Origin of the sequence: Sphingomonas sp. CFBP 13720 (assembly GCF_014842075.1) — a bacterium.
In the GTDB taxonomy this organism is placed as follows: domain Bacteria; phylum Pseudomonadota; class Alphaproteobacteria; order Sphingomonadales; family Sphingomonadaceae; genus Sphingomonas.
Window position 1 is genome coordinate 324,754 of the sequence record NZ_JACYVA010000001.1, and the last position, 21,406, is coordinate 346,159.

23 protein-coding genes are annotated in these 21,406 nt (G+C 65.9%); 8 read left to right on the forward strand and 15 right to left on the reverse strand.

The genetic code is table 11. The features are described from left to right. Positions 1-273: 273 nt before the first annotated feature. The 5 genes from IFT55_RS01580 to IFT55_RS01600 form a co-directional block, all read right to left on the reverse strand. Positions 274-645: a tetratricopeptide repeat protein gene (locus tag IFT55_RS01580; RefSeq protein WP_249403518.1), complete on the reverse strand. Its 372-nt coding sequence runs from the start codon at positions 643-645 to the stop codon at positions 274-276. A 148-nt stretch (positions 646-793) separates the two neighbouring features. Next, positions 794-1,222, reverse strand: coding sequence for an ExbD/TolR family protein (locus tag IFT55_RS01585; RefSeq protein WP_192088638.1), 429 nt, complete (start codon positions 1,220-1,222; stop codon positions 794-796). A gap of 12 nt (positions 1,223-1,234) precedes the next feature. Next, complete coding sequence (locus IFT55_RS01590) at positions 1,235-1,720, reverse strand: ExbD/TolR family protein (RefSeq protein ID WP_192088639.1); 486 nt, start codon at positions 1,718-1,720, stop codon at positions 1,235-1,237. A 73-nt stretch (positions 1,721-1,793) separates the two neighbouring features. After that, positions 1,794-2,588 (reverse strand): MotA/TolQ/ExbB proton channel family protein, encoded by a 795-nt coding sequence (locus IFT55_RS01595; protein ID WP_192088640.1) that lies wholly within the window; start codon positions 2,586-2,588, stop codon positions 1,794-1,796. A gap of 98 nt (positions 2,589-2,686) precedes the next feature. Further along, positions 2,687-3,325: an energy transducer TonB gene (locus IFT55_RS01600; protein ID WP_342029200.1), complete on the reverse strand. Its 639-nt coding sequence runs from the start codon at positions 3,323-3,325 to the stop codon at positions 2,687-2,689. Positions 3,326-3,600: 275 nt separating this feature from the next. On the opposite strand from IFT55_RS01600, the gene IFT55_RS01605 reads away from it, so the two are divergent. Then, the gene (locus tag IFT55_RS01605) at positions 3,601-4,461 is read left to right on the forward strand and encodes a hypothetical protein (protein ID WP_249403519.1); all 861 of its coding nucleotides are present in this window, start codon (positions 3,601-3,603) and stop codon (positions 4,459-4,461) included. Between the two features lie 28 nt (positions 4,462-4,489). Here the strand turns inward: IFT55_RS01605 and IFT55_RS01610 are convergent, their stop codons facing one another. After that, on the reverse strand, positions 4,490-5,239 hold the full coding sequence (locus tag IFT55_RS01610) for an SDR family oxidoreductase (protein ID WP_192088642.1): 750 nt from the start codon (positions 5,237-5,239) through the stop codon (positions 4,490-4,492). Beyond that, entirely contained in the window at positions 5,236-5,607 is a 372-nt protein-coding gene (locus IFT55_RS01615) for a dihydroneopterin aldolase (protein WP_192088643.1), read from the reverse strand. Before IFT55_RS01615 ends, IFT55_RS01610 begins: the two co-directional genes overlap by 4 nt. A gap of 135 nt (positions 5,608-5,742) precedes the next feature. On the opposite strand from IFT55_RS01615, the gene IFT55_RS01620 reads away from it, so the two are divergent. The 4 genes from IFT55_RS01620 to IFT55_RS01635 are packed head-to-tail and all read left to right on the forward strand — an operon-like array spanning position 5,743 to position 8,630. After that, positions 5,743-6,240 (forward strand): GNAT family N-acetyltransferase, encoded by a 498-nt coding sequence (locus IFT55_RS01620; RefSeq protein WP_192088644.1) that lies wholly within the window; start codon positions 5,743-5,745, stop codon positions 6,238-6,240. Positions 6,241-6,286: 46 nt separating this feature from the next. After that, positions 6,287-6,850, forward strand: a complete 564-nt coding sequence (locus tag IFT55_RS01625; RefSeq protein ID WP_192088645.1) for a DUF1285 domain-containing protein — start codon at positions 6,287-6,289, stop codon at positions 6,848-6,850. Further along, on the forward strand, positions 6,847-7,437 hold the full coding sequence (locus IFT55_RS01630) for a CoA pyrophosphatase (RefSeq protein WP_192088646.1): 591 nt from the start codon (positions 6,847-6,849) through the stop codon (positions 7,435-7,437). Before IFT55_RS01625 ends, IFT55_RS01630 begins: the two co-directional genes overlap by 4 nt. Beyond that, complete coding sequence (locus IFT55_RS01635; protein ID WP_192088647.1) at positions 7,428-8,630, forward strand: CCA tRNA nucleotidyltransferase; 1,203 nt, start codon at positions 7,428-7,430, stop codon at positions 8,628-8,630. The genes IFT55_RS01630 and IFT55_RS01635 overlap by 10 nt, the downstream gene beginning before the upstream one ends. On the opposite strand, the gene IFT55_RS01640 is transcribed toward IFT55_RS01635, so the two are convergent. From IFT55_RS01640 to IFT55_RS01650, 3 genes are all read right to left on the reverse strand, one after another. After that, complete coding sequence (locus IFT55_RS01640) at positions 8,600-10,330, reverse strand: putative bifunctional diguanylate cyclase/phosphodiesterase (protein WP_192088648.1); 1,731 nt, start codon at positions 10,328-10,330, stop codon at positions 8,600-8,602. The genes IFT55_RS01635 and IFT55_RS01640 overlap by 31 nt on opposite strands. A 149-nt stretch (positions 10,331-10,479) precedes the next feature. Then, complete coding sequence (gene parC / locus IFT55_RS01645; protein WP_192088649.1) at positions 10,480-12,747, reverse strand: DNA topoisomerase IV subunit A; 2,268 nt, start codon at positions 12,745-12,747, stop codon at positions 10,480-10,482. A gap of 61 nt (positions 12,748-12,808) precedes the next feature. Continuing rightward, positions 12,809-13,453, reverse strand: a complete 645-nt coding sequence (locus IFT55_RS01650) for a TetR/AcrR family transcriptional regulator (RefSeq protein ID WP_274604011.1) — start codon at positions 13,451-13,453, stop codon at positions 12,809-12,811. 118 nt (positions 13,454-13,571) lie between these two features. Between IFT55_RS01650 and IFT55_RS01655 the strand changes: the two genes are divergently transcribed. The 3 genes from IFT55_RS01655 to purC all read left to right on the forward strand — a co-directional run bounded on the left by IFT55_RS01655 (position 13,572) and on the right by purC (position 16,181). Next, positions 13,572-14,432, forward strand: a complete 861-nt coding sequence (locus IFT55_RS01655) for an alpha/beta hydrolase (RefSeq protein ID WP_192088650.1) — start codon at positions 13,572-13,574, stop codon at positions 14,430-14,432. Positions 14,433-14,497: 65 nt separating this feature from the next. Further along, complete coding sequence (locus tag IFT55_RS01660) at positions 14,498-15,316, forward strand: hypothetical protein (protein ID WP_192088651.1); 819 nt, start codon at positions 14,498-14,500, stop codon at positions 15,314-15,316. An 82-nt stretch (positions 15,317-15,398) separates the two neighbouring features. Next, positions 15,399-16,181, forward strand: coding sequence for a phosphoribosylaminoimidazolesuccinocarboxamide synthase (gene purC, locus IFT55_RS01665; protein WP_192088652.1), 783 nt, complete (start codon positions 15,399-15,401; stop codon positions 16,179-16,181). Between the two features lie 50 nt (positions 16,182-16,231). On the opposite strand, the gene IFT55_RS01670 is transcribed toward purC, so the two are convergent. The 5 genes from IFT55_RS01670 to IFT55_RS01690 all read right to left on the reverse strand — a co-directional run bounded on the left by IFT55_RS01670 (position 16,232) and on the right by IFT55_RS01690 (position 21,405). Further along, positions 16,232-18,034, reverse strand: coding sequence for an acyl-CoA dehydrogenase C-terminal domain-containing protein (locus IFT55_RS01670; RefSeq protein ID WP_192088653.1), 1,803 nt, complete (start codon positions 18,032-18,034; stop codon positions 16,232-16,234). Positions 18,035-18,037: 3 nt separating this feature from the next. Then, a complete protein-coding gene (locus IFT55_RS01675) occupies positions 18,038-18,475 on the reverse strand; it encodes a MerR family transcriptional regulator (RefSeq protein WP_192088654.1) in 438 nt (145 codons plus the stop codon). A 31-nt stretch (positions 18,476-18,506) separates the two neighbouring features. Then, positions 18,507-18,968 (reverse strand): EF-hand domain-containing protein, encoded by a 462-nt coding sequence (locus IFT55_RS01680; RefSeq protein ID WP_192088655.1) that lies wholly within the window; start codon positions 18,966-18,968, stop codon positions 18,507-18,509. 93 nt (positions 18,969-19,061) lie between these two features. Beyond that, on the reverse strand, positions 19,062-19,694 hold the full coding sequence (locus IFT55_RS01685) for a squalene/phytoene synthase family protein (protein ID WP_249403520.1): 633 nt from the start codon (positions 19,692-19,694) through the stop codon (positions 19,062-19,064). A gap of 271 nt (positions 19,695-19,965) precedes the next feature. Continuing rightward, positions 19,966-21,405, reverse strand: coding sequence for a pyruvate dehydrogenase complex E1 component subunit beta (locus IFT55_RS01690; RefSeq protein ID WP_192088657.1), 1,440 nt, complete (start codon positions 21,403-21,405; stop codon positions 19,966-19,968). Position 21,406: the final 1 nt, after the last annotated feature.

Below are 21,406 nucleotides of genomic sequence, written 5' to 3' on the forward strand. Positions count from 1 at the left end.
CGGGTTGCGTTACTACCCGCTGGAGGAACCGGGTTCTTCTACGGAATCACGGGAAGACGCGATATTCCGCCTAGAAACCGAGGGCAACGCTAAGCCCGGCGGCAAATCCGCTCGAAAGTTGGCGCGCGCTGCGAGCCGGAACCAGCCAAACCCTCTTTTGTTCGTTGAGCGCAAACAGGAAAGCGATCATCAATCCGGCAGGAGTCGCGCAACGGGACGATATCGTCGAGCAAATACCGGGCGACCATCTAAGCCGCCCGGATCCGGTTGCAGTTATCGTGCCGTGAGTTGCTGCGTCGGCGTACCGGACAGTCGCCGCAACCCGGCGCGCGCTACGTCGTGAGCGCTGGCAATCCGGTCGGACGACAGGACCAGCGACGCATCGTCCGCTGCCAGCACCCGCGTGTACAGCGACCGTGCGGCATCGGTGCGGTCCGTCATCGCATAGACTGCCGCGAGGTTCAGCAAAACCTCGGGTTCGCGGCTGCCCGCGCGCGTTTCACGTTCCAGTGCGCGTTCCGCTCCCGGCAGATTTCCGCCGGTGATAGCGGCATGCGCATATTGCGCGTCCTGAGCCATCGCGCTGTCGGCGAAGCCACCCGCCGCCAGCGCCAGTCCAAGCAGCGTTGCGATACCTTTGGTCATCCCGTCATCTCCTGAATATTTCTTTTCGATGACAGGAATGTTTCACTTTTAAGACGTCCGTGCAAGCGGTCATTCCGGCTCGATCCGGGACGGGCAAAAAAAAGGGGTGGCCGAAGCCACCCCGATATCGTCCGAACGATCGCAACCTTCAGAAGGCGGCGCGATACTGTTCGTTTCCGACGAAGCCCAACTTCGTCACGTTTGCCCGCTTGATGATCGCGAGCACGCCGTCGACCACTTCATACCGCGCCGTGGCGTCAGGCTGGAAGTGCAGTTCGGGCTGCGGGCTAAGCCCAACCGACTGGTTGAGATAATCGGTCAGCGTTACTTCGTCGACCGTCGCACCGTTCCACGACACGACGCCCTGTGCGTTGATCGTGATCTTGTTCTTCTGCGGATCGACATTCGGCTGCGGCCGGTTGTCGGGCTGCGGAAGATCGACCTTCACCGCATGGCTCTGGATCGGAATGGTGATGATGAACATGATGAGGAGCACGAGCAACACGTCGATCAACGGCGTGGTATTCATGTCCATCATGGGTTCGTCGTCACCGCGACCACCACTGCTCATAGCCATATCAGAATACTCCTACTGGCGCACGCGCGGGGTGGTGTTGGGATCCGGTTCCGAAATGAACCCGACCTTGGTGAACCCGGCGGACTGCATCTGGTAGATCGTGCCACCGATGCAGCGATACGGCGTGTTCACGTCGCCGCGAATATGCACTTCGGGCAGTTCGAGTTTCGGGTTGCCGATGCCACCCTGACGCGCGACCTCGTCTTCCAGCTTCTTCACCGCGCGGGTGCGCAGTTCGTCCGCATTGACCCGCGTCAGGCCCCAGTACACGCCGCAATCATTGCCTTCGCCCAGCACCGAAAGCGACACATTCTCGGGCTTGGTCGTGGTCGGTTCAAACACGACCTTGGGCAGCTTGAGGCCGCTCACCTGCTGGACCACGACCGGAACCGCGATCAGGAAGATGATCAGCAGCACGAGCATGACGTCCACGAGCGGCGTGGTATTGATGTCCGAGAGGGGGGCGTCATCGCCACCGCCGCCAGTACTCATCGCCATAAGGCTATCCTATCCACTTGCACTCAGATCGATCCGCCGGGCCGATGTGGCCCGGCGGCAATGTCACGTCAGATCAGACGCGCGGTGCGGTCGGCACGCCACCGGCCTGGCCGGCGGTCGTCGTGCCGGCAACCGGCTTGGCAATGGTCGACGACGCGGCGCGAGCGACGGTCGGACGAACCGCGCCGTTCGACGCGAGGTAGCCGAGCACGTCGTTCGAGAAGGCCGACAGGTCTTCCGCGATGCTCTTGTTACGGCGCTGCAGCCAGTTGTAGGCAAGCACGGCGGGAACCGCGACGACCAGACCGATGGCGGTCATGATCAGCGCTTCACCGACCGGGCCGGCGACGTCGCCGATGGCGGCCTGACCGGCGGCACCGATCTTCACCAGTGCGCGGTAGATGCCGACCACGGTACCGAACAGACCGACGAACGGCGAGGTCGCGCCGACGGTCGCGAGGAAGGCGAGACCACCACCCAGCTTCGAGTTGATCGACGCTTCCGAACGCGCCAGCGAACCGTGCAGCCAGTCATGTGCTTCGACCGGATCGGTCAGCTTGCCATGCTGTTCCTGCGCGGCAAGGCCGTCGTCGACGATCTGGCGATAGGCCGAGTTCTTGTCGAGCTTCGCGGCGCCTTCGCGCAGCGAGTTCGACTGCCAGAACACGGCGCGGACGCGCTTCGCCTGGTTCATGATCTTCTGCTGTTCGAGCAGCTTCGTGAACAGGATGTAGAACGAGCCGACCGACATGATGACGAGGATACCGAGCGTGGTGAACGCGATCGCGCCACCCTGCTGCAGTGCCTCGAAGAAGCCGAAGTTGGGCGCCCCGGCGGGGGCACCGGCGGCGAGGATCGGGGTGAGCATTGAGTCGTTTCCTTAAAGATGGATCAAGGATGGATAATCCGACCCGCCGATAACCGGCGGGGTGGCCGATGCATGCGCAGGATACGCACGCATCACGATCAGTCTTCCGGCAGACGCCAGGTGAAGCGGAGTGTCTTCGTCCCGCCCGGTACCGGCTGTCCCGCGGCATTCAGTGCCGGCGAGTAGCGACCCCGTTGCGTGACCAGACGGCATGCCGTGCGATCGAGCAGCGCGGAACCCGAGCTGGACGACACGCGGCAATTCTCGATCCGTCCCGAAGCGTTCACTTCGAACGTGATCCCGCTGACGCCCTGATCCTGCGAATTGAGCGCAGCAGCAGGATAATCGTCGTTGGTAACCCACGAACCCGGGTTTCCGCGTACGGCCGCGGCCTTGCTGATGACCGGAGCCGGCGGAGCCGGAGGTGCAGCAGGTGCCGGTGGCGCGATCGGACCCGCGGTCGGAATCGGGTTATAGGTCGTGGGCGGGGTCGTAACCGACTGAATCACCACTGGCGGCGGCGCCTGCGTCCGCACGATCGGCGGAGGCGTGACGACCGGCGGCGGCGATTGCGGCTGCGGCTGTTCGGGTGGAGGGGGCGGAGGAGGAATCTCCTCTGGCGGGGGCGGAGGCTCGACGACGTCGAACGTCTCGGTATCCTCGACCACATTCTTTACGTATTTATAGGCGAGGCCGGTGATGAACGCATAACCGATCGCGACGTGTAAAATCGCCACGATGATCAGCGCTACGATCCGACCATTACCTGCTTTTTGGTCAGCGTAAGCCATTCAGCAACCAAACTCCTCTAGCCCGGCACATTGGGTAAGCCCGCCCGGGCGCACCGGCGCGGAAAAACCGTCTGTCCGAAGCTACGCGGCATTCCGGACCCCGATTGTCTATCGTGAGCCATTGAACGACGCAAACGCTTTGTCGGACGAAACAATCGTACAATCCTGCAATGACCGATTTAAGTCTGTTACGGCACGGGACACCACCCTATGAAAAAAGCATGAAGCGATCATCGTTTGCCCTGTCCGCCGCGTCGATCATGGCGGCATTCGCAATGATTCCCCTGCCTGTCGCCGCGCAGAATGCGCGGATGGTCATCGCAAGTGATTCGCCGGCGATACCCTATGCGCGGCTGATGCGACTGACGCTGTCGGCGGATATGGTCATCGATGCGACGGTCCGGTCGGCCGCGCGGATCGCGCCTGCCGAAGCAATCGGCCTCGCGCCCGGCATGGCTCGTTTTTACGTTACGGTCGATGTCGCCGCGCTGATTCGCGGTCCGGCGGGCTTGGCGGCGCGGGTCGGATATCTGGTCGACGTACCGCTGGACCCGCGCGGGCGGGCGCCCAATCTGAAGCGTCAACGGGTCATCGCCTTCGCACGTGCCGTGGCGGGACGGCCGGATCAGGTCCAGCTCGTCACCCCCGATGCGCAGCTTGCATGGAGCGCCGCCCTCGACCAGCAGGTGCGCGGCACCGTGCGCGAAGTGCTGGACCCCGCCGCGCCGCCCGCCGTCAAAGGTATCGGCACCGCGTTCCACGTGCCGGGCACGTTGCCGGGCGAAGGCGAGACGCAGATCTTCGTCCAGACCGCAACGGGCGCGCCGGTATCGCTCCTAATATTGCGCCGTCCGGGTGAGGATCGCCGCTGGGCGCTGGCATTGAGCGACATCATCGATGAGGCGGGCGGACCGGCGCGTCCGGGAACGCTCGCTTGGTATCGCCTCGCCTGCGGACTGCCCGCCGAATTGCCGGAAACGAGTCTCCAGTCGCAGGAGCCGGACAATGTCGCGACGGCGCGGGACGACTACCGGTTCGTGCTGAACGCGCTGGGGCCGTGCGACGACGGACGCGCAGGCTGACGGAACGGGGCCGCTCCCCCACCCCTCCCTACCGTCCCAGGTGGACGAAATCCCGATCGAAGCGGACCAGCCCCGCGCCGCCATCGACGAACACGACCTGTCCGGTACTCGCCTGCGCATGTGCCAGAAAGATCAGTGCATCGCCGATATCGTCCGGGGTCGACAACCGGCCCAATGGCATCATCGCCGCCAGCCGTTCGACCTGTCCGGCATCATAGTCGGGCGTCGGCATGGTCAGCCCCGGCGCGATGCCGTTCACCCGCACCGCCGGAGCCAAGGACAGCGCCAGCGTCCGCGTCGCTTCCGCCAGCGCCTGTTTCGACAGGGTGTAGGCCAGCTGGTCGACCGGGGGATGCGCGATACGCTGGTCGAGGATGTTGACGACCGCCGCCCCGCCCTGCGCCGCCAGTTCGGTTGCCAGCACGAACGGCGCGGCGGCATTCACCGCAAAATGCGCGGTTAGCGATTCGGGCGACGGCGTGGCGGCATCGTCGGCGCGAAAACACGAGGCATTGTTGACCAGCAACGTCACCGGTCGCCCCAACCGCGCCGCGACCGCCGGGATCAACCCGCGTACCGCCGCCGGATCGGCAAGGTCCGCCGCAAAACGGTGACAGTCCGCGCCCGCCGCCGCGATCGTCGCAAGCGCCGCCGCGTCGGGTTCGCCGTCGCGCGTCGCGTGCAACGCGATATCCCAGCCGGCCTGTGCCAGCCGCACCGCAAGGTGCGCGCCCAGCCGTCGATAGCTGCCCGTAACCAGCGCCAGCGGGCGGGTCACCGGCGGTGCCGTACCATATTGATGCCGATCGATTCGCCCGCTTCGGAAATCGCCAGTTTGACGATGCGGATCTGCACCCGCTGTACCCGGGGGTCGGACATCAGCAACGTCTGCGCGATATGATCCGCGACCCCTTCGACCAGCGAGAACTGGACGCCTTCGGGCAATGCCGTCGACGCCGCGTGTTTCAGGTCGAGATAGTTTTTCGAGGCCGACAACGGCGTGTCCGGCGCGAAATGTTCGGGACAGTCCAGATCGACCGTCACCGAAATGCGCAACGGTTGCGGCAGGTGGGTTTCCTCGGAATAAATACCGGTCAGCACCCGGACTTCGAGGTCGTGGACTTCCAGCTGAAGCGAATCGCGCAAACGGCACCTGTCATCGAATAGGAACATGGCGGCGATAGCAGATGCCGCGCGGCAGCACAGCCGGATGGCGTTCGCACTTGCGCGGGCGACGATCGGCGGTACAGGCCGCACCCATTCCACGATATCGGACGCAGATTGAACGACCCCATTCCCCTGTCGCAGGTTCCGGCCGATCAGGTCGATGCGCTCCTCGACGCCGCGTTCGGCCCCGAACGGCGCGGCCGCACCGCCTATCGCGTGCGCGCGGGCACCGATGCGATCGACGAACTGAGCTTCGCGCTGCTGGCGGACGAAAGGCTGATCGGCAGCATCCAGTGCTGGCCGGTCCAGTTGACCGGCGCCGACGGCAGCGTCGCGCCGCTGGTGATGGTCGGCCCGGTCGCGGTCGCCCCCGACCGGCAGGGTGAGGGCATCGGACGGGCGCTGATGGCGCGCGCGATCGGCGCCGCCGGGCGGGACGCGCCGCTGATGCTGATCGGCGATCCCGAATATTATGGCCGGTTCGGATTTTCCGCCGATCGTACCGGCGGTTGGCGGCTGCCCGGCCCGTATGAACAGCGTAGGCTGCTGGCGATGGGCGCAGTACCCGACCGGGCGGGAATGGTCGCGCCACGCGTTACGGTCACGGCCTGATACCACACCCCTTGTCGTCGCCCGTCGCGTCACGGTAACGGGGCGCATGCCGATGCCGCCGCTCCCCGATTTCGCCAACCTCTCGCTGGCCGAGGTCGCCCGTCTGGCGGCCGACGCGAAACTTCCGCCCGTCGACCGCTGGAACCCCGTGCATTGCGGCGACAGCGAGATGCGAATCGCCGCCGACGGCAGCTGGTATCATCAGGGCAGTCCGATCACCCGCCCCGAAATGATGCGGCTGTTCGCGACGATCCTGCGCCGGGAAGCCGATGGCAGCCATGTGCTGGTCACACCGGTGGAGAAACTGACGATCGCCGTCGACGATGCGCCGTTCGTGGCGGTCGAGGCAAAATTGTCGGGAGAAGGTCCGGCGGCGCGCATCGCCTTCCGGCTGAACACCGAAGAACTGGTCGTGGCCGGTCCTGACCATCCGATCCGGGTCGAGGGTCCGGCCGACGCCCCCCGCCCCTATATCCGCGTTCGCGGCGGGATGGACGCATTGATCGCCCGCAGCGTATTCTACGATCTGGTCGCTGAACTGACCCCCGGCCCGGATGGACGGCAGGGATTGTGGAGCGATGGGACGTTCTTCGCCTTCGAACCCGCATGACCCTTGCCGAACGATTGCGTGGCGGATTGCGGGCGGTAGCGGACGACCTGCTGGTGGGCGATTTGAACGGTGAACCGCCGGAGCCGCTGACGGGATGGCGACCGGCGGCGGTGCTGATCGCCGTGACCGATCGCGCCGATCCCGGCGTGTTGCTCACCCGTCGGACCGACACGATGCGCAACCATGCCGGACAGATCGCCTTTCCCGGCGGCAGCGTCGATCCCGACGACGCCGGCCCGGCCGAAGCGGCGCTGCGCGAGGCATGGGAGGAAATCGCCCTGCCACCGGCGCAGGCAGAGGTCGTCGCGACACTCGATCGCTATCGCACCGTTACCGGGTTCGAAGTCTCGCCGGTACTGGCGGTGGTCCCCGCCGGGCTGCCGCTGGTCCCGGCACCGGCCGAGGTGGAGGCGATCTTCGAAGTGCCGCTCACTTTCCTGCTCGATCGCGCGAACCATGCAACGGGCAGCGGATGGCATGATGGACGCGAACGCCAGTTCCACGAACTGATCTTCGGCGAATGGCGCATCTGGGGAGCGACCGCGGCGATGATCGTCAATCTGTCGCGGCGGCTCGCATGGCCGTGAGGACCTTGCCGCACGCCGGGTGGATGGACCGCCCCGGCCTCGACCGGCTGGCGATCGCGCTGGACGCCGATGCGGGCGGCGCGCGCTATGTCGGCGGTGCGGTGCGCGATACCTTGTTGGCACGCGACGTATCGGACATCGACATCGCGACGATCCATACGCCCGCCGAGGTCGTCCGACGGCTGGAAGCCGCCGGAATCAAGGCGGTGCCGACCGGGATCGCCCACGGCACGGTCACCGCGATCAGCGACGGCACGGTGGTCGAAGTCACCACGCTGCGCCACGACCTGACCACCGATGGCCGTCATGCGGAGGTGGCATTCACCGACGACTGGCAGGCGGATGCCGCGCGGCGCGACTTTACGATCAACGCGCTCTACGCCGACCTGCGCGGCGGCACGGTGCATGATTATTTCGGCGGGCTGGACGATCTGGCGGCGGGACGGGTGCGGTTTATCGGCGATCCGCTGCGCCGTATCGCCGAGGATCATCTGCGCATCCTGCGCTTCTTCCGCTTTCTCGCGCGATTCGGCGACGTGCCCGACGCCGACGGACTGGCGGCGTGCATCGCGCGCGCCAACGATCTGATGGCATTGTCGCGCGAACGCATCGCCGACGAACTGCTCAAGCTGCTGGCGACGCGCGGCGCGGTGGCGATCGTCCGGCTGATGGTGACGTATGGCATCCTGCGCCCGGTGCTGCCCGAGATCGATGCGGCGGCGGTCGATCGGCTGACGGCGCTGGCGGCGACCGAAGCCGCCGCCGCGCTGCCCGCCGATCCGATCCGGCGGCTCGCCGCGCTGCTGCCCCCGGCCCAAGCGGAAGCGGTGGCGGCCCGGCTGAAGTTGTCGAACGCGCAACGCAAGCGCATCGCGGTGGCGCTGGCGATCGATCCCCCGCAACCACCACTGGCACTCGGCTATCGCATCGGGATCGAAGGGGCGATCGACCGCGCGCTGCTGGCCGGCGACATTGATGCCGTCGCGGAACTGCGCGACTGGACCCGCCCCGTCCTGCCACTGTCCGGCGGCGCGCTGGTCGAGCGCGGGCTGGCAAAGGGGCCGGACGTGGCGCGGGCGCTGCGCGCGGTCGAGACCCAGTGGATCGCGGAGCGGTTTCCCGACGCTGACCGCACCGCCGCCATCGCCGACGCGGTCGTGGATCAGTGGTTGCGCGCGATCAGGAACCGATAGGCGGCATCGGCATCGATCGGCTGCGAATAGAAAAATCCCTGCCCGAACGCACAGCCCATCGCCGCCAGCGCCTGTTCCAGTTCCGGTGTTTCGATTCCCTCTGCCACCGTCCGCATGCCCAGCGCCTGCGACAGGCTGAGGATCGCGCCGACGATCGCCACCTTGTCGCGATCCGCCATCATGCCGGTGACGAAACTGCGATCGATCTTGAGCTTGTCGATCGGCAGTTTCTGAAGATAGGCGAGGTTCGAATATCCCGTGCCGAAATCGTCCATCGCGATGCTGGCACCCAGTTCCTTCAGCGTCAGCATGGTTCGCAAGGTCCGGTCGGGATCGACCACGAACGCGCTTTCCGTCAGTTCGATGTCGAAGCGCTTTCCGCACAACCCATGGCGCGACAGCACGTCGCCGACCATCGTCGCCACATCGTCGCGCTGCAACTGCACCGCCGACAGGTTGACCGCCATCTTGACGCCGCAATGCCCGCCCGATGCCGCGTCCCATGTCGCCAGCGTTCGCGCGGCCTGGTCCATCGCCAGCCGCCCGAGCGGGACGATCAATCCCGATTCCTCCGCGACCGGAATGAATTCCGTCGGCGAGATCGCGCGTCCGTCGCGCGTTCGCCATCGTGCCAGCGCCTCGAAACTGCTTACCCGCGCGGTCGACAGGTCGCAGATCGGCTGGAAAGCGAAGCTCAGTTCGCCCTGCTCGATCGCCATGCGCAATTCGGTCTCGATCGAGAACTGGTTGCGCACGATATCGAACAGGTCGGGACGATAGACCTCGGTCTGGCCGGTCCGTTTGGACCGTTTCACGGCGAATTGCGCGTGGCGGATCAGGTTTTCGGTGTCGTCCGCCGCATCTTGCCCCAACGCGATCCCGATCGAGCAATCGACCTGTATCTGAAAGTCGGACAGCCGGAATGGCTGGACCAGCGCCTGCTGAATCCGGCCCGCGACCTGCAACGCATCTTCGGACCCGTCATCGACCGTCATCAGCACTGCGAATTCGTCGCCACCGGTTCGCGCCAACGTATCACGCGCGCGCAACGCGCCTCGCAGCCGGCGAGCGACCGATATCAGCAATTCGTCGCCCGACAGCGACCCCATGCACGCGTTGATCCGGCTGAACCGGTCGAGGTTGATCGCCAGCACCGCGTAGGAAACGCGGTTGGCGTCGGTGATGCGCTCGTCGATCCGGTCGTCGAACCCCGCCCGGTTCGGCAGTCCGGTCAGCGAGTCGGTGTTCATTTCGCGCCGCAGGCTGGTTTCGGTCCGCTGTTCGGGCGTCTGGTCGACCAGCGTGACGATGCATCGCGCGATCGTCCGCAACGCCGCTCGCCGCGCCAGTGTCACGTCATATTGCCGGCAATCGATCGCGTCGCCCAGCCGCAGCGCCAGCCGCTGTCGCACATCGGTGGACCGCAGAAAGGCGGCGATCTGCTCGCCGACCGCAGCCGTCAGCGGCGACCGTATGCCATCGGTGCCGAACCCGGCCTGTTTGAACGCCTGGTTCACGCTTTCGAACACGATCGCGCCATCGGTCAGCGCCATGACGGCGGTCGGCACCGGTAACAGATCGAGCGTCATCGGGCAGATCACGTCGCTGTGGACCACCGACGCGACCTGTTCTTCCCGCACGTCGTTCGCGACGGTGGCAGGCGGTTTCGCGACCGGGAACAGGGAACGACGGAATACCATTGCCCGCAACGTAGACGCGGGAGGGTTAAGGCCGCCTAAAACAATACGTCATCGTTGCCATGCTCCGACCCACTCATCCGAAGAGACGAGGGGTAGTATGGCGTCGGGACGCGGCAGGCCAGCGCACTGCCCACGAACCGCCCCCGGCGTCAGAACCGGTTGTCGCGCGGGAATCCGATCGGCGGCATCCGTCCCGCCGCACCGCGTGCCGCGCGCCACGGCGACAGATCGGCTTCGGTCCGCGTCCGGCCTGTACCGCCGCCCATCGCCCAGTGGAGCCCGTCGGCGAACCGCAGCGTCCGTGCATCCGACAGACCCCCGTCGCGAAAGCGCTGCAACTGCACCCCCTGCCCCCGCGCCAGTTCGGCGAGTTCGGTCAGCGGGAACAGCACCAGCTTGCGGTTGTCGCCGATCGCCGCGACATAATCGTCGGTCGGCAGGATCGGCCGCACCACACGCAGCCGCGCGCCGGCACGCGGCGTCATGACCTGCTTACCCTTGCGCGTTTCCGCCAGCACGTCGGCGATCCGCACCATGAAGCCGCGCCCGTCGGTCGCCGCCAGCAGCAGTCGTTCCGACGCCGCCGCCTTGGCAAGGCTGACGATCTGCGCCTCGCCCTCCAGATCGATCATCGCGCGCACCGGCTCGCCGAACCCGCGTCCGCCCGGCAGGCGGTCGGCGCCGAGCGTGTAGAAACGCCCGCCATCGGTCGCCAGCAACAGCTTGTCGGTGGTGTGCGCGTGAAAGGCGAAGGCCGGGCCGTCGCCTTCCTTGAATTTGGCGGTATCCGCCGACGCCAGATCGACATGCCCTTTCAGCGCGCGGACCCAGCCGCGCTTCGACAGGATCACGGTCAGCGGCTCGCGCTCGATCATCGCTTCGGGCGGAATCTCGCGCGCGGGTGCCGCTTCCTCGATCGTGGTGCGCCGCCGGCCGAGCGGGGTTTCCGGGCCATACCGGTCGCGCAACTTGCCCAGGTCGCGCTTCATCCGCGTGCGCTGCCGCGCCTCGCTGGACATCAGCAGCGTCAGTTCGGCCTGTTCCTTTTCCAGCTTCGCGCGCTCGCCGCGAATCTCCATTTCCTCCAGCTTGCGCAGCGAGCGCAGCCGCATGTTCAGGATCGCTTCCGCCTGCCGATCGGTCAGCGCGAACTCCGCGATCAGTACCGGCTTCGGCTCGTCCTCGCCGCGGATGATCGCGATCACCCGATCGAGATTGAGATAGGCGGCAAGATAGCCGTCGAGCAGTTCGATCCGGTCGGCGATCTTCGCCAGCCGGTGTTCCGAACGGCGGCGCAGGACTTCGAACTGATGGTCGAGCCACGCCTTCAACGCCTCGCGCAGCGACATCACGCGCGGCGTGCGATCCTTGTCGAGCACGTTCAGGTTCAAGGGTATCCGCGTTTCCAGATCGGTCAGCCGGAACAGCCCGTCCATCAGAACCTGCGGATCGACGGTCCGGCTGCGCGGTTCGAGGACGATGCGGATCTCGGCGTCCGATTCGTCGCGTACGTCGGTCAGGATCGGCAGCTTGCGGTCGTTGATGAGCGCGGCGATCTGTTCGATCAGCTTGCCCTTCTGTACCCCGTACGGAATCTGCGAGACGACGATCTGCCATCCGCCGCCCTTCTCCCGCTCGATCGCGTGCCGCGCGCGGACGCGAAACCCGCCACGGCCGGTGGCATAGGCGTCGCGGATCGCGGCGGGCGGATCGACCACGATGCCGCCCGTCGGGAAATCCGGCCCGCGGACATGGGCCAGCACCGCCGCATCGTCCGCCTCCGGCTGATCGACCAGCACGATCGCGGCGTCGAGCAGTTCGGCGGCGTTGTGCGGCGGTACGCTGGTCGCCATGCCGACGGCGATGCCGCTGGCACCATTGGCCAGCAGGTTGGGGAACATGCCGGGGAACAGTTCCGGTTCCTGATCCTCGCCATTATAGGTCGCGCGGAAGTCGGTCGCGTCCTCGTCGAGGCCGGCCATCAGGTCGATCGCGACCTGCGTCAACCGTGCTTCGGTATAGCGATAGGCGGCGGCATTATCGCCATCGATATTGCCGAAATTGCCTTGGCCGTCGACGAGTGGATAGCGCAGCGCGAAATCCTGCGCGAGGCGGACCATCGCGTCATAGACCGACTGGTCGCCATGCGGGTGATATTTGCCGATCACGTCGCCAACAACGCGTGCGCACTTCTTGTACCCGGACGCGGGGTCGAGTTTCAGCAGCCGCATCGCCCACAGCAGACGACGATGTACGGGTTTCAGCCCGTCGCGTACGTCGGGCAACGATCGCGCGGTGATCGTCGACAGCGCATAGACGAGATAGCGCTCGGACAACGCGCTGTCGAACGGTGCGTCGAACACGCCGATCGGCGGTTCGGGAATGATCGGGGTGGTATCGGTCAGGTCGTTGGCCATCGTGGTACGCGATAGCAGGCCGACGGCATCACCGCGAGGTCCGAATTGGAACGAACCGGGATCAGGCCGCGCGTGACGTCATGGATACCGCCGCCACGGGCTCGCGGTCGATCAGGCGCAGGACGTCGGCCGCCAGTTCGTCCCATTCGTGCGGCTCCATCTCGACCAGCCCGAACAGCCGCATTAGGAACGCGCCCTCGATCGCGAACAGCGCCACCCGCAGCATCCGGCCCTCATCGGTCGTCGCGTCGATGGCGTCGACCCGGTCGCGATACCATGCCCGCGTTAGCGCGACATGCTGCGGCGAGTTCAGGATCGCGACGAGGATGCTCGGAACGCGCCGCCGCGAGCATTCGTCGAAATTCCGCGTCAGGTCGATATGTGCGCGGGTCATCGCATGACCGTCGTCGGTATCGATCTGCAACTGCGCCATCCGATCGGCATATTCCTCGCGCCAACGTTCGAACATGGCGGCGATCATCGCTTCCTTGCTGCGGAAACTATACTGCACGCCGCCGTTCGTGATGCCCATTTTCTCGGCCACCGCCGCGATCGTCAGGCCGGCGGGTCCCTTCGCCATGGTCACCGATTCCGCTGCATCCAGAATCGCGTCGCGTTCGATCGTCCGTATCCGTCCCAATGACCCAGCCCTTGCGCGACCGTCTGCACGGTCCTGATCCAACAGATCGCCCGCAACAGCAGGCATCCGTACCGTACATCATTTGTTATACGATGCCTTCGTTCTTTGGTCGTAGTGCAGGCGAACAAGCCTTCCGGTCGGGACGAGTCGCGGCAACGGACAAGTTTCGATACGGGCGTCGGTCATGACGACGAAGCCGCCCGCCGCCCAACCAGTCCCGCTGGCCTGGACCGACCTCACCAGCCGTCCGCGCCCGGCGCCCGACGTCACCGTCCGCTATGGCGAAGACCGGTTGCAGGTCGTCGACCTTTGGCTGCCCGCCGACCGGGCCAGTACGCCGCGTCCGGTCGTGTTGATGGTCCATGGAGGCTGCTGGCAGAGCAGCATCGCCGACCGGCGGCTGATGGACTGGATCGCGGACGATCTTCGGTCGGACGGCATCGCGGTCTGGAACATCGACTATCGCGGGGTCGACCGCGACGGCGGCGGCTATCCGGGCACGTTCCAAGATGTCGCCGCCGCTGCGGACCTGCTGCGCGACACGGGAGCCAAGCACGGACTGGACGCTACATGGGTAGTAGCGGTCGGCCACTCGGCGGGGGGACACCTCGCACTGTGGCTGGCGGCGCGCGCAAAGTTACCGGCAGACAGCGCGCTGCGCACACCCGACCCATTGCCCATCCGCCATATCGTCAGCATTGGCGGCCTGCCCGATCTTGCCGACGTGGAAGCCAGCCCGGAAAACGGCTGCGGCACCGACGTCATCGCACAGCTTGTCGGCGAAGGGCGCGACGACCGGTTCGCCGACACCTCGATCCCCCGCCTGCTACCGCTGGGCGTGCCGCAAACGCTGGTCAACGGCCGCGAAGACCGGATCGTGCCGTACCGGATGGCGACCGACTATGCCGCCCTCGCGCATGCTGCCGGCGACACGGTCGATCTGCACACCGTCGCCGATACCGGTCATGTCGAACTGGTCGCGCCGGAAACGCCGGCGTGGGCGGAAGCGAAGCGGCAAATCCGGCGACGATTGCAACCAAGCTGAGAGGTGCTTGACGCGTTTGCCTTATTCTTGCCACATTTTGGTCCAGATTAAGGCAGGAGCGTTCGATGCGTCTTGGACTCGGGATACTGATCGCTCTCCTCGCCTCCGGGTGCGGCTCGGTGCCCGACGATTCATCCGGGGATCAGGCTCGCGATCACGCACCCGGGATCAACGTTACCGCCGCGCCGGGTGTCGCCTTTCGCTATGCCTACACGTTCCGTGCGCCCGCCCCGCGGATCTCGGCTGTGCAGGAGGCGCATGCCGCCGCCTGCGAACGACTGGGCATCGCGCGCTGCCGTATCACGGCGATGCGGTACGCCCGCAACAGCGACAACCGGATCGATGCCTCGCTCGGCTTCCGGCTCGCGCCCGAACTTGCCCGTGCGTTCGGGCGCGACGGTATCAAGGCGATCGAGGCGGCGGAGGGTATGGTGCTGACCGCACAGATCGATGGTGACGACGCCGGCGCACGGATCGAACAGCTTGCTGGAGAACGCGAAACCGCTGCCACAGAGCGGGTGACGATCGACTCGCGCACCGTCGGAACCACGGGGGAAGCACGCGCCGAACTCGAACGCCAGCGCACGGATTTCGTAGCCGCCGCCCGCCGCGCTGACGTCGGCGTCGCGGCGCAACGTGCCGCGCTGGCCGCGACGCCCGTCACCTTCGCCTATGTGTCCGGTCAGGCGGCGCGCAGCTTCGATGCGACGTCTCCGCTGACCTATGCCGCCGACCTCGCCGTCGCATCGGCCCGCTGGACGTTCGGAACGACGCTTGCCTTGCTTGGTGTGGCCCTGCCACCGTTGATGCTCGCGCTGTTCGGCTTCTGGGCATGGTCCCGATTCGCACGGGCGTGGCACGCACGCGGAGCCCGTCCGGCCTGATTGCGTGGCGGCGGGCCTTCCGCTATGCGGCGGGCTCTGTCGGGCGGAGCGCCGCCCTCGCTACATCGTCGAAGGAATGCGTATGGCTCGCCGCCGCCAGATCTACGAAGGCAAGGCAAAGATTCTCTATGAGGGTCCGGAACCGGGTACGCTCATCCAGTATTTCAAGGATGACGCCACCGCCTTCAACGCCCAGAAAAAGGGTACGATCAACGGCAAGGGCGTGTTGAACAACCGTATTTCCGAGCATGTGTTCACGCTGCTCGGCAATATCGGGGTGCCGACGCATTTCATCCGCCGTCTGAACATGCGCGAGCAGCTGATCCGGCAGGTCGAGATCGTGCCGATCGAGGTCGTCGTGCGCAACGTCGCCGCCGGCTCTATTTCGAAGCGGCTGGGAATCGAGGAGGGGCAGCAACTGCCCCGCACGATCATCGAATATTATTACAAGGACGACGCGCTGGGCGATCCGATGGTATCGGACGAACATATCCTGTGCTTCGGCTGGGCGGCGCAGGACGAACTGCACGAGATGGCAGACATGGCGATCCGCGTGAACGATTTCCTGTCGGGCCTGTTCGCGGGTGTCGGCATCCGGCTGGTCGACTTCAAGCTGGAATTCGGCCGCATCTGGGACAACGACTTCAGCCGGATCATCCTCGCCGACGAAATCAGTCCCGATGGCTGCCGCTTGTGGGACATGACCACGAACGAGAAGCTCGACAAGGACCGGTTCCGCCGCGACATGGGCGGTGAGGTCGAAGCGTATCAGGAGGTCGCACGCCGGCTGGGCCTGATGCCCGAGGGTGCCGATTCGTCGGTGCTCGACCTCGAAGTGCATCGCAAGCTTCGCGACGGAAAGTAACGTCGCCCCGCCGCCCCCTCCGGTACGGACCGGAGGGGGCGGCACGACCTTCATGCCGCCGCGAACATCTCCGGCGTCAACGCCATGACGGCATCCGCCCCGCCCTCGATCTTGCGACGCAGCGCGCCGCTGTCGGGCAGGATGCGTTCCGCGAAGAAGCGCGCGGTGACCGATTTGGCGCGCAGGAACGCCGGATCGCCGGTGCCCGCCGCCAACATTGCTTCCGCCGCCTCCAGCATCCGCAACCACATCAGCCCGGTCGCGACGATCCCCATCAGGTGCATGTACGCATAGGCGCCTGCGCCAACATGGTTCGGGTTCTGCATGCCGTTGCCGACGAACCACATGGTTGCCGCCTGAAGATCGTTCAGACTGCGCTCCAGCCGGGTCGCGAAGTCGGCGGTGGCGTCCACGCCTTTCGCCGCTACAATCGCTTCGCCGACGATACGGAAGAAGTGCTGTACCGCGCGCCCGCCGTTCTTCGCCAGCTTGCGCCCGACCAGATCCATTGCCTGCACGCCGTTGGTGCCTTCATAGATCATCGCGATCCGCGCATCGCGGACATATTGCTCCATGCCCCATTCGGCGATGTAGCCATGACCGCCCAGCACCTGTTGCGCCGACGTCGCGACGTCATACCCCTTGTCGGTGCCATATCCCTTGATGACCGGAGTGAGCAGCCCGACCAGATCGTCGGCCAACTCGCGCGCCGCCGGATCGGAAGCGCCGTGCGCCAGATCGACCTGCAATGCGCCCCACAGGCACAGCGCGCGAAGTCCTTCGGTCAGCGCTTTGTTTTCCATCAGCATCCGCCGGACATCAGGATGCGCGAACAGCGTGTCGGCCTTCTCGTCCGGCTCCTGCGCCCCGGTCAGTCCGCGCCCCTGCCGCCGGTCGCCAGCATAGCGCACCGCATTCTGGTGCGCGGCCTCCGCCACGCCCAGTCCCTGCAGACCCACGCCCAGACGCGCTGCGTTCATCATGATGAACATCGCGGCCAGCCCCTTCGTCTCCTCGCCAACTAGCCATCCGGTCGCGCCGTCATAGTTCATGACGCAGGTCGAATTGGCGTGGATACCCATCTTGTGCTCGATCGAACCACACGACACCGCGTTGCGTTCGCCCGGCGTCCCGTCATCGCGCACCAGCAACTTCGGCACCACGAACAGTGAAATACCCTTCGAGCTATCCGGCGCGCCCGGCGTCTTGGCCAGCACCAGATGGATGATGTTGTCGGTCAGGTCGTGTTCGCCCGACGAGATGAAAATCTTCGTTCCGGTAATCGCCCACGCCCCGTCGCCCGTCGGCACGGCGCGGGTGGTGATGAGGCCCAGATCGGTGCCGCACTGTGGTTCGGTCAGGTTCATGGTGCCGCCCCATTCGCCCGACACCATCTTCGGCACATACCGCGCCTGCTGCTCGACGCTTCCCTTCGCGAGCAACGCCGCGACCGCGCCGTGCGTCAGGCCGGGATACATCGCAAATGCCATGTTGGCGGAGATCATATATTCCTGAAACGCGGTCGACACGACGTGCGGCATCCCCTGCCCTCCGAACGCCTCAGGCGCGGACAACGTCCCCCAGCCCGATTCGACGAACCGGCGATAGGCTTCCGGGAAGCCCGTCGGCGTCGTCACGCGACCATCGGCGTGGTGCGTGCATCCCTCCCGGTCGCCCGACTGGTTCAGCGGGAACAGCACGTCGGCAACGAACCGCCCGCCTTCCTCCAGCACCTGTTCGACCATGTCGGGCGTGGCGTTGACGAAACCCGGCAGATCGGCATGCTCGCCGATGCGCAGGACATGGTCGAGCACGAAGCGCGTGTCGCGCACCGGCGGCGTATATTGGGGCATCGTTCAATCCTTCTCCGTGCCGGCTTCTGTCGAACCGGTCCGATGGGTCAGCGTGTCGACGAACTGGCGCAACTCGGCGACGGCCGCGTCGATATCGCGGCGCTGTTCTTCGAGCAGCGCGATCCGATCACGGCATTTGCGTTCGGTCAATTCCCGCTGCGCGCGCCGTCCGTCGCCCATATCGTACAGGTCGATCATCTCGCGGATATCGGACAGGCTGAACCCCACCCGCTTGCCGCGCAGGATCCACGCCAGCCGCGCACGATCACGCCGCGTATAGACGCGGGTGACGCCACGCCGTTCGGGCGCGATCAGCCCTTCGTCCTCATAAAAGCGCAGCGCCCGTGGGGTCACCCCGAACGCTTGGCACAGATCGCCGATCGAAAAATGTTCGCCGTCTTGCAAAGGCGTTGTCGGTGCGAAGCTGGCGGAAGCGCCCATCTTCGGACTTTAGATTACGCTTACGTAAGCGTCAACTTTCCGCATCTTCGGCGGCAGGGGGACACTCGACCCGCCGTGCCGGTTTGCGTTTTACTGCCGTCGTCGCGAACTCTGCCGGATCGAGCGCGCCATTGCGACCGGCATCGGCCTTCACGAACTTCCCCGTCGTCTTTGCCGCCCATTCGTCGAAGCTGAGCCGACCATCATCATCGGCATCCAGCTTCGCATAGGCCTTGCGCCGCGAAACGAGATATTCGTCGCGCGTGATCTTGCCGTCGCGGTCCTTGTCGTAACGATCGAAGCGCTTCTGTTCGCGCGTACGATCGGTCGCGCGCGGCGGATCGATCGGGTCGGAACCCGTCATTGCGACGTTGGCTGGCGGAGGCGCGGCGGCGATCCGTACCGCTTCCGTCGCAGCCTGCCCACGAAACAGGAACAACCCCGCCGCCATCAGCGCAAGCGCCGATCCGACCCCTGCCAGAAACCGCCACATACTGCCCCCTGTCGCCTCGCGCCGCGTACGCTTCGTTTCGGACGCGTACCGATAATACAGACGCGAGCGTCCCGCGAACAGGGTGGAACGTCGTTACCGACCGCTGAGGCCAAACCATGCCAACCGCGCCGCACGCTTGGGCCCACCCATCGGCACCGACGCGACATCCAGCCGGGCGGACAGCGCCAGCAGTCCCAGCGGTCGCGCCACGCCCGCCAGTGGCCCGGCCAGCAGGCGGCGCGCCATCGTGCCGGTTCGCACTCGCGCATCGTCGTCTTCCAGATGCTGCATCAGATCCGCCAGCGCCCATCCCTGCCCCGCCCGATCCGCGCGCTCAACGTTGCCGCCCAGCATCGCCGCAGCCGCCGCGAACAGCCGCCCGCCGCGCCGTTCGGCGAAGCGTCCCAGCGCATCGTCGTCCAGCGTCTCTTCCTCGATCAAAACATCCCAGCCCTCGACCATCTCCGCAAGCCTCGCCCCCGGCACCCCGGCCGGAAGGACGAACGATGCCAGCGATTGCAGCGTTGGTTCGGCGGGCGGCGGCGCGTCGTCCAGCTTGCGCAGCGCGTCGTCCCACCACGCCAGCCGGATCTGCCCGATCGCGGGCTGGCTGGTCGTCCGCACCACATCGGCCAGGGTCTGGTCGAGCGCCAGCAGCGCCGCCAGCGCGTCGCGCCGCGCACCGGCATAGGTCAGCGCCAATGCGCGCTCGGGGTCGGTATCCATAGGAACGTCCATCGCCTGCCTTCGTACGGCGTCAACCCGAAACCGGGACGAGATGTCCGTACCTGGCCGCGTTACCGGCAGGAGATGCGGAAAGTCCTGCCATCGCAGGACCGATGCCGCTCGACACGACATCCCTTGGGAACCGTTGGTGCGGGGCCGGGACCGCACGGCCCCGATCATGGTCGATGCATCCGACGGTCGATGCATCGCACGACGCCGTGGCCGCACGCGACCGCGCCCCGACGCCGTCGGGACGCGGTGCGTTACCCTATCAGCGGTAGGTGACTTTCTTCACCGCCGCGACGACCTTGTCGGCGGTAATCAGTGCCAGCTTTTCGAGGTTCGCGGCGTAGGGCAACGGCACGTCCTCGTTCGTGACACGCAGCACCGGCGCGTCGAGATCGTCGAAGCCCTGCTCCATCACCACCGCCGCGATTTCGGCTGCGATCGAACAGGTCGGCCAGCCTTCCTCGACGATGACGAGACGGTTGGTCTTCTTCAGGCTCTTGAGCACCGTCGCGGTATCGAGCGGGCGCAGCGTCCGCAGATCGATGACTTCGGCGTCGACGCCTTCCTTCGACAGCGTTTCGGCGGCTTCCAGCGCAAGGCCGACGCCGATCGAATAGCTGACGATCGTCACGTCCTTGCCCGGCTTCATGATCCGCGCCTTGCCGATCGGCAGGACGAAATCGTCCAGCTTGGGCACGTCGAAGCTACGGCCGTACATCAGTTCGTTTTCAAGGAAGACGACCGGGTCGGTGCTGCGGATCGCGGCTTTCAGCATGCCCTTCGCATCGGCCGCGTCATACGGCGCGATGACGATCAGGCCGGGGACCGACGCATACCATGGCGCATAATTCTGCGAATGCTGCGCGCCGACGCGGCTGGCCGCACCGTTGGGTCCACGGAACACGATCGGGCAGCGCATCTGGCCCCCCGACATATAGTTGGTCTTCGCCGCCGAATTGATGATGTGGTCGATCGCCTGCATGGCGAAGTTGAACGTCATGAATTCGATGACCGGGCGCAATCCGCCCATCGCCGCGCCGGTGCCGATGCCGGCAAAGCCATATTCAGTGATCGGCGTATCGATGACGCGGCGCGGCCCGAATTCGGCGAGCAGCCCCTGCGTGACCTTGTAGGCACCCTGATATTCGGCGACTTCCTCGCCCATTACGAATACGCGGTCGTCCGAACGCATTTCCTCGGCCATCGCATCGCGGAGCGCGTCGCGGACGGTCGTCTTGACCATCTCGGTCCCTGCCGGGATTTCAGGGTCCGGCTCGCCTTCCTGATCGGCGGCGTCGAACAACTGACGCGCGCCGGTTTCGGCATGCTGGGGCGCGGTGCCCTCGGGCGTGTTCGGCGCCTTGTCGTCGTTCTTCGTCTCGGCCTTCGGCTGCGCAGCGGCCGAATCGCCCGCGCGAGCCTCGGTCGGCTGGGCGGATCGTGCCGCCTCGACGTCCTCGCCTTCGGCGGCCAGCACGGCGATCACCGCGCCGACCTTCACGTTATCGGTGCCCTCGGCGATCAGGATCTGCGCGATCGTGCCTTCGTCGACCGCCTCGAACTCCATCGTTGCCTTGTCGGTTTCGATCTCGGCCATGATGTCGCCCGACTTGACCGTGTCGCCTTCCTTGACGAGCCACTTGGCAAGCGTGCCCTCTTCCATCGTCGGCGACAATGCGGGCATCTTCAGTTCGATCGGCATC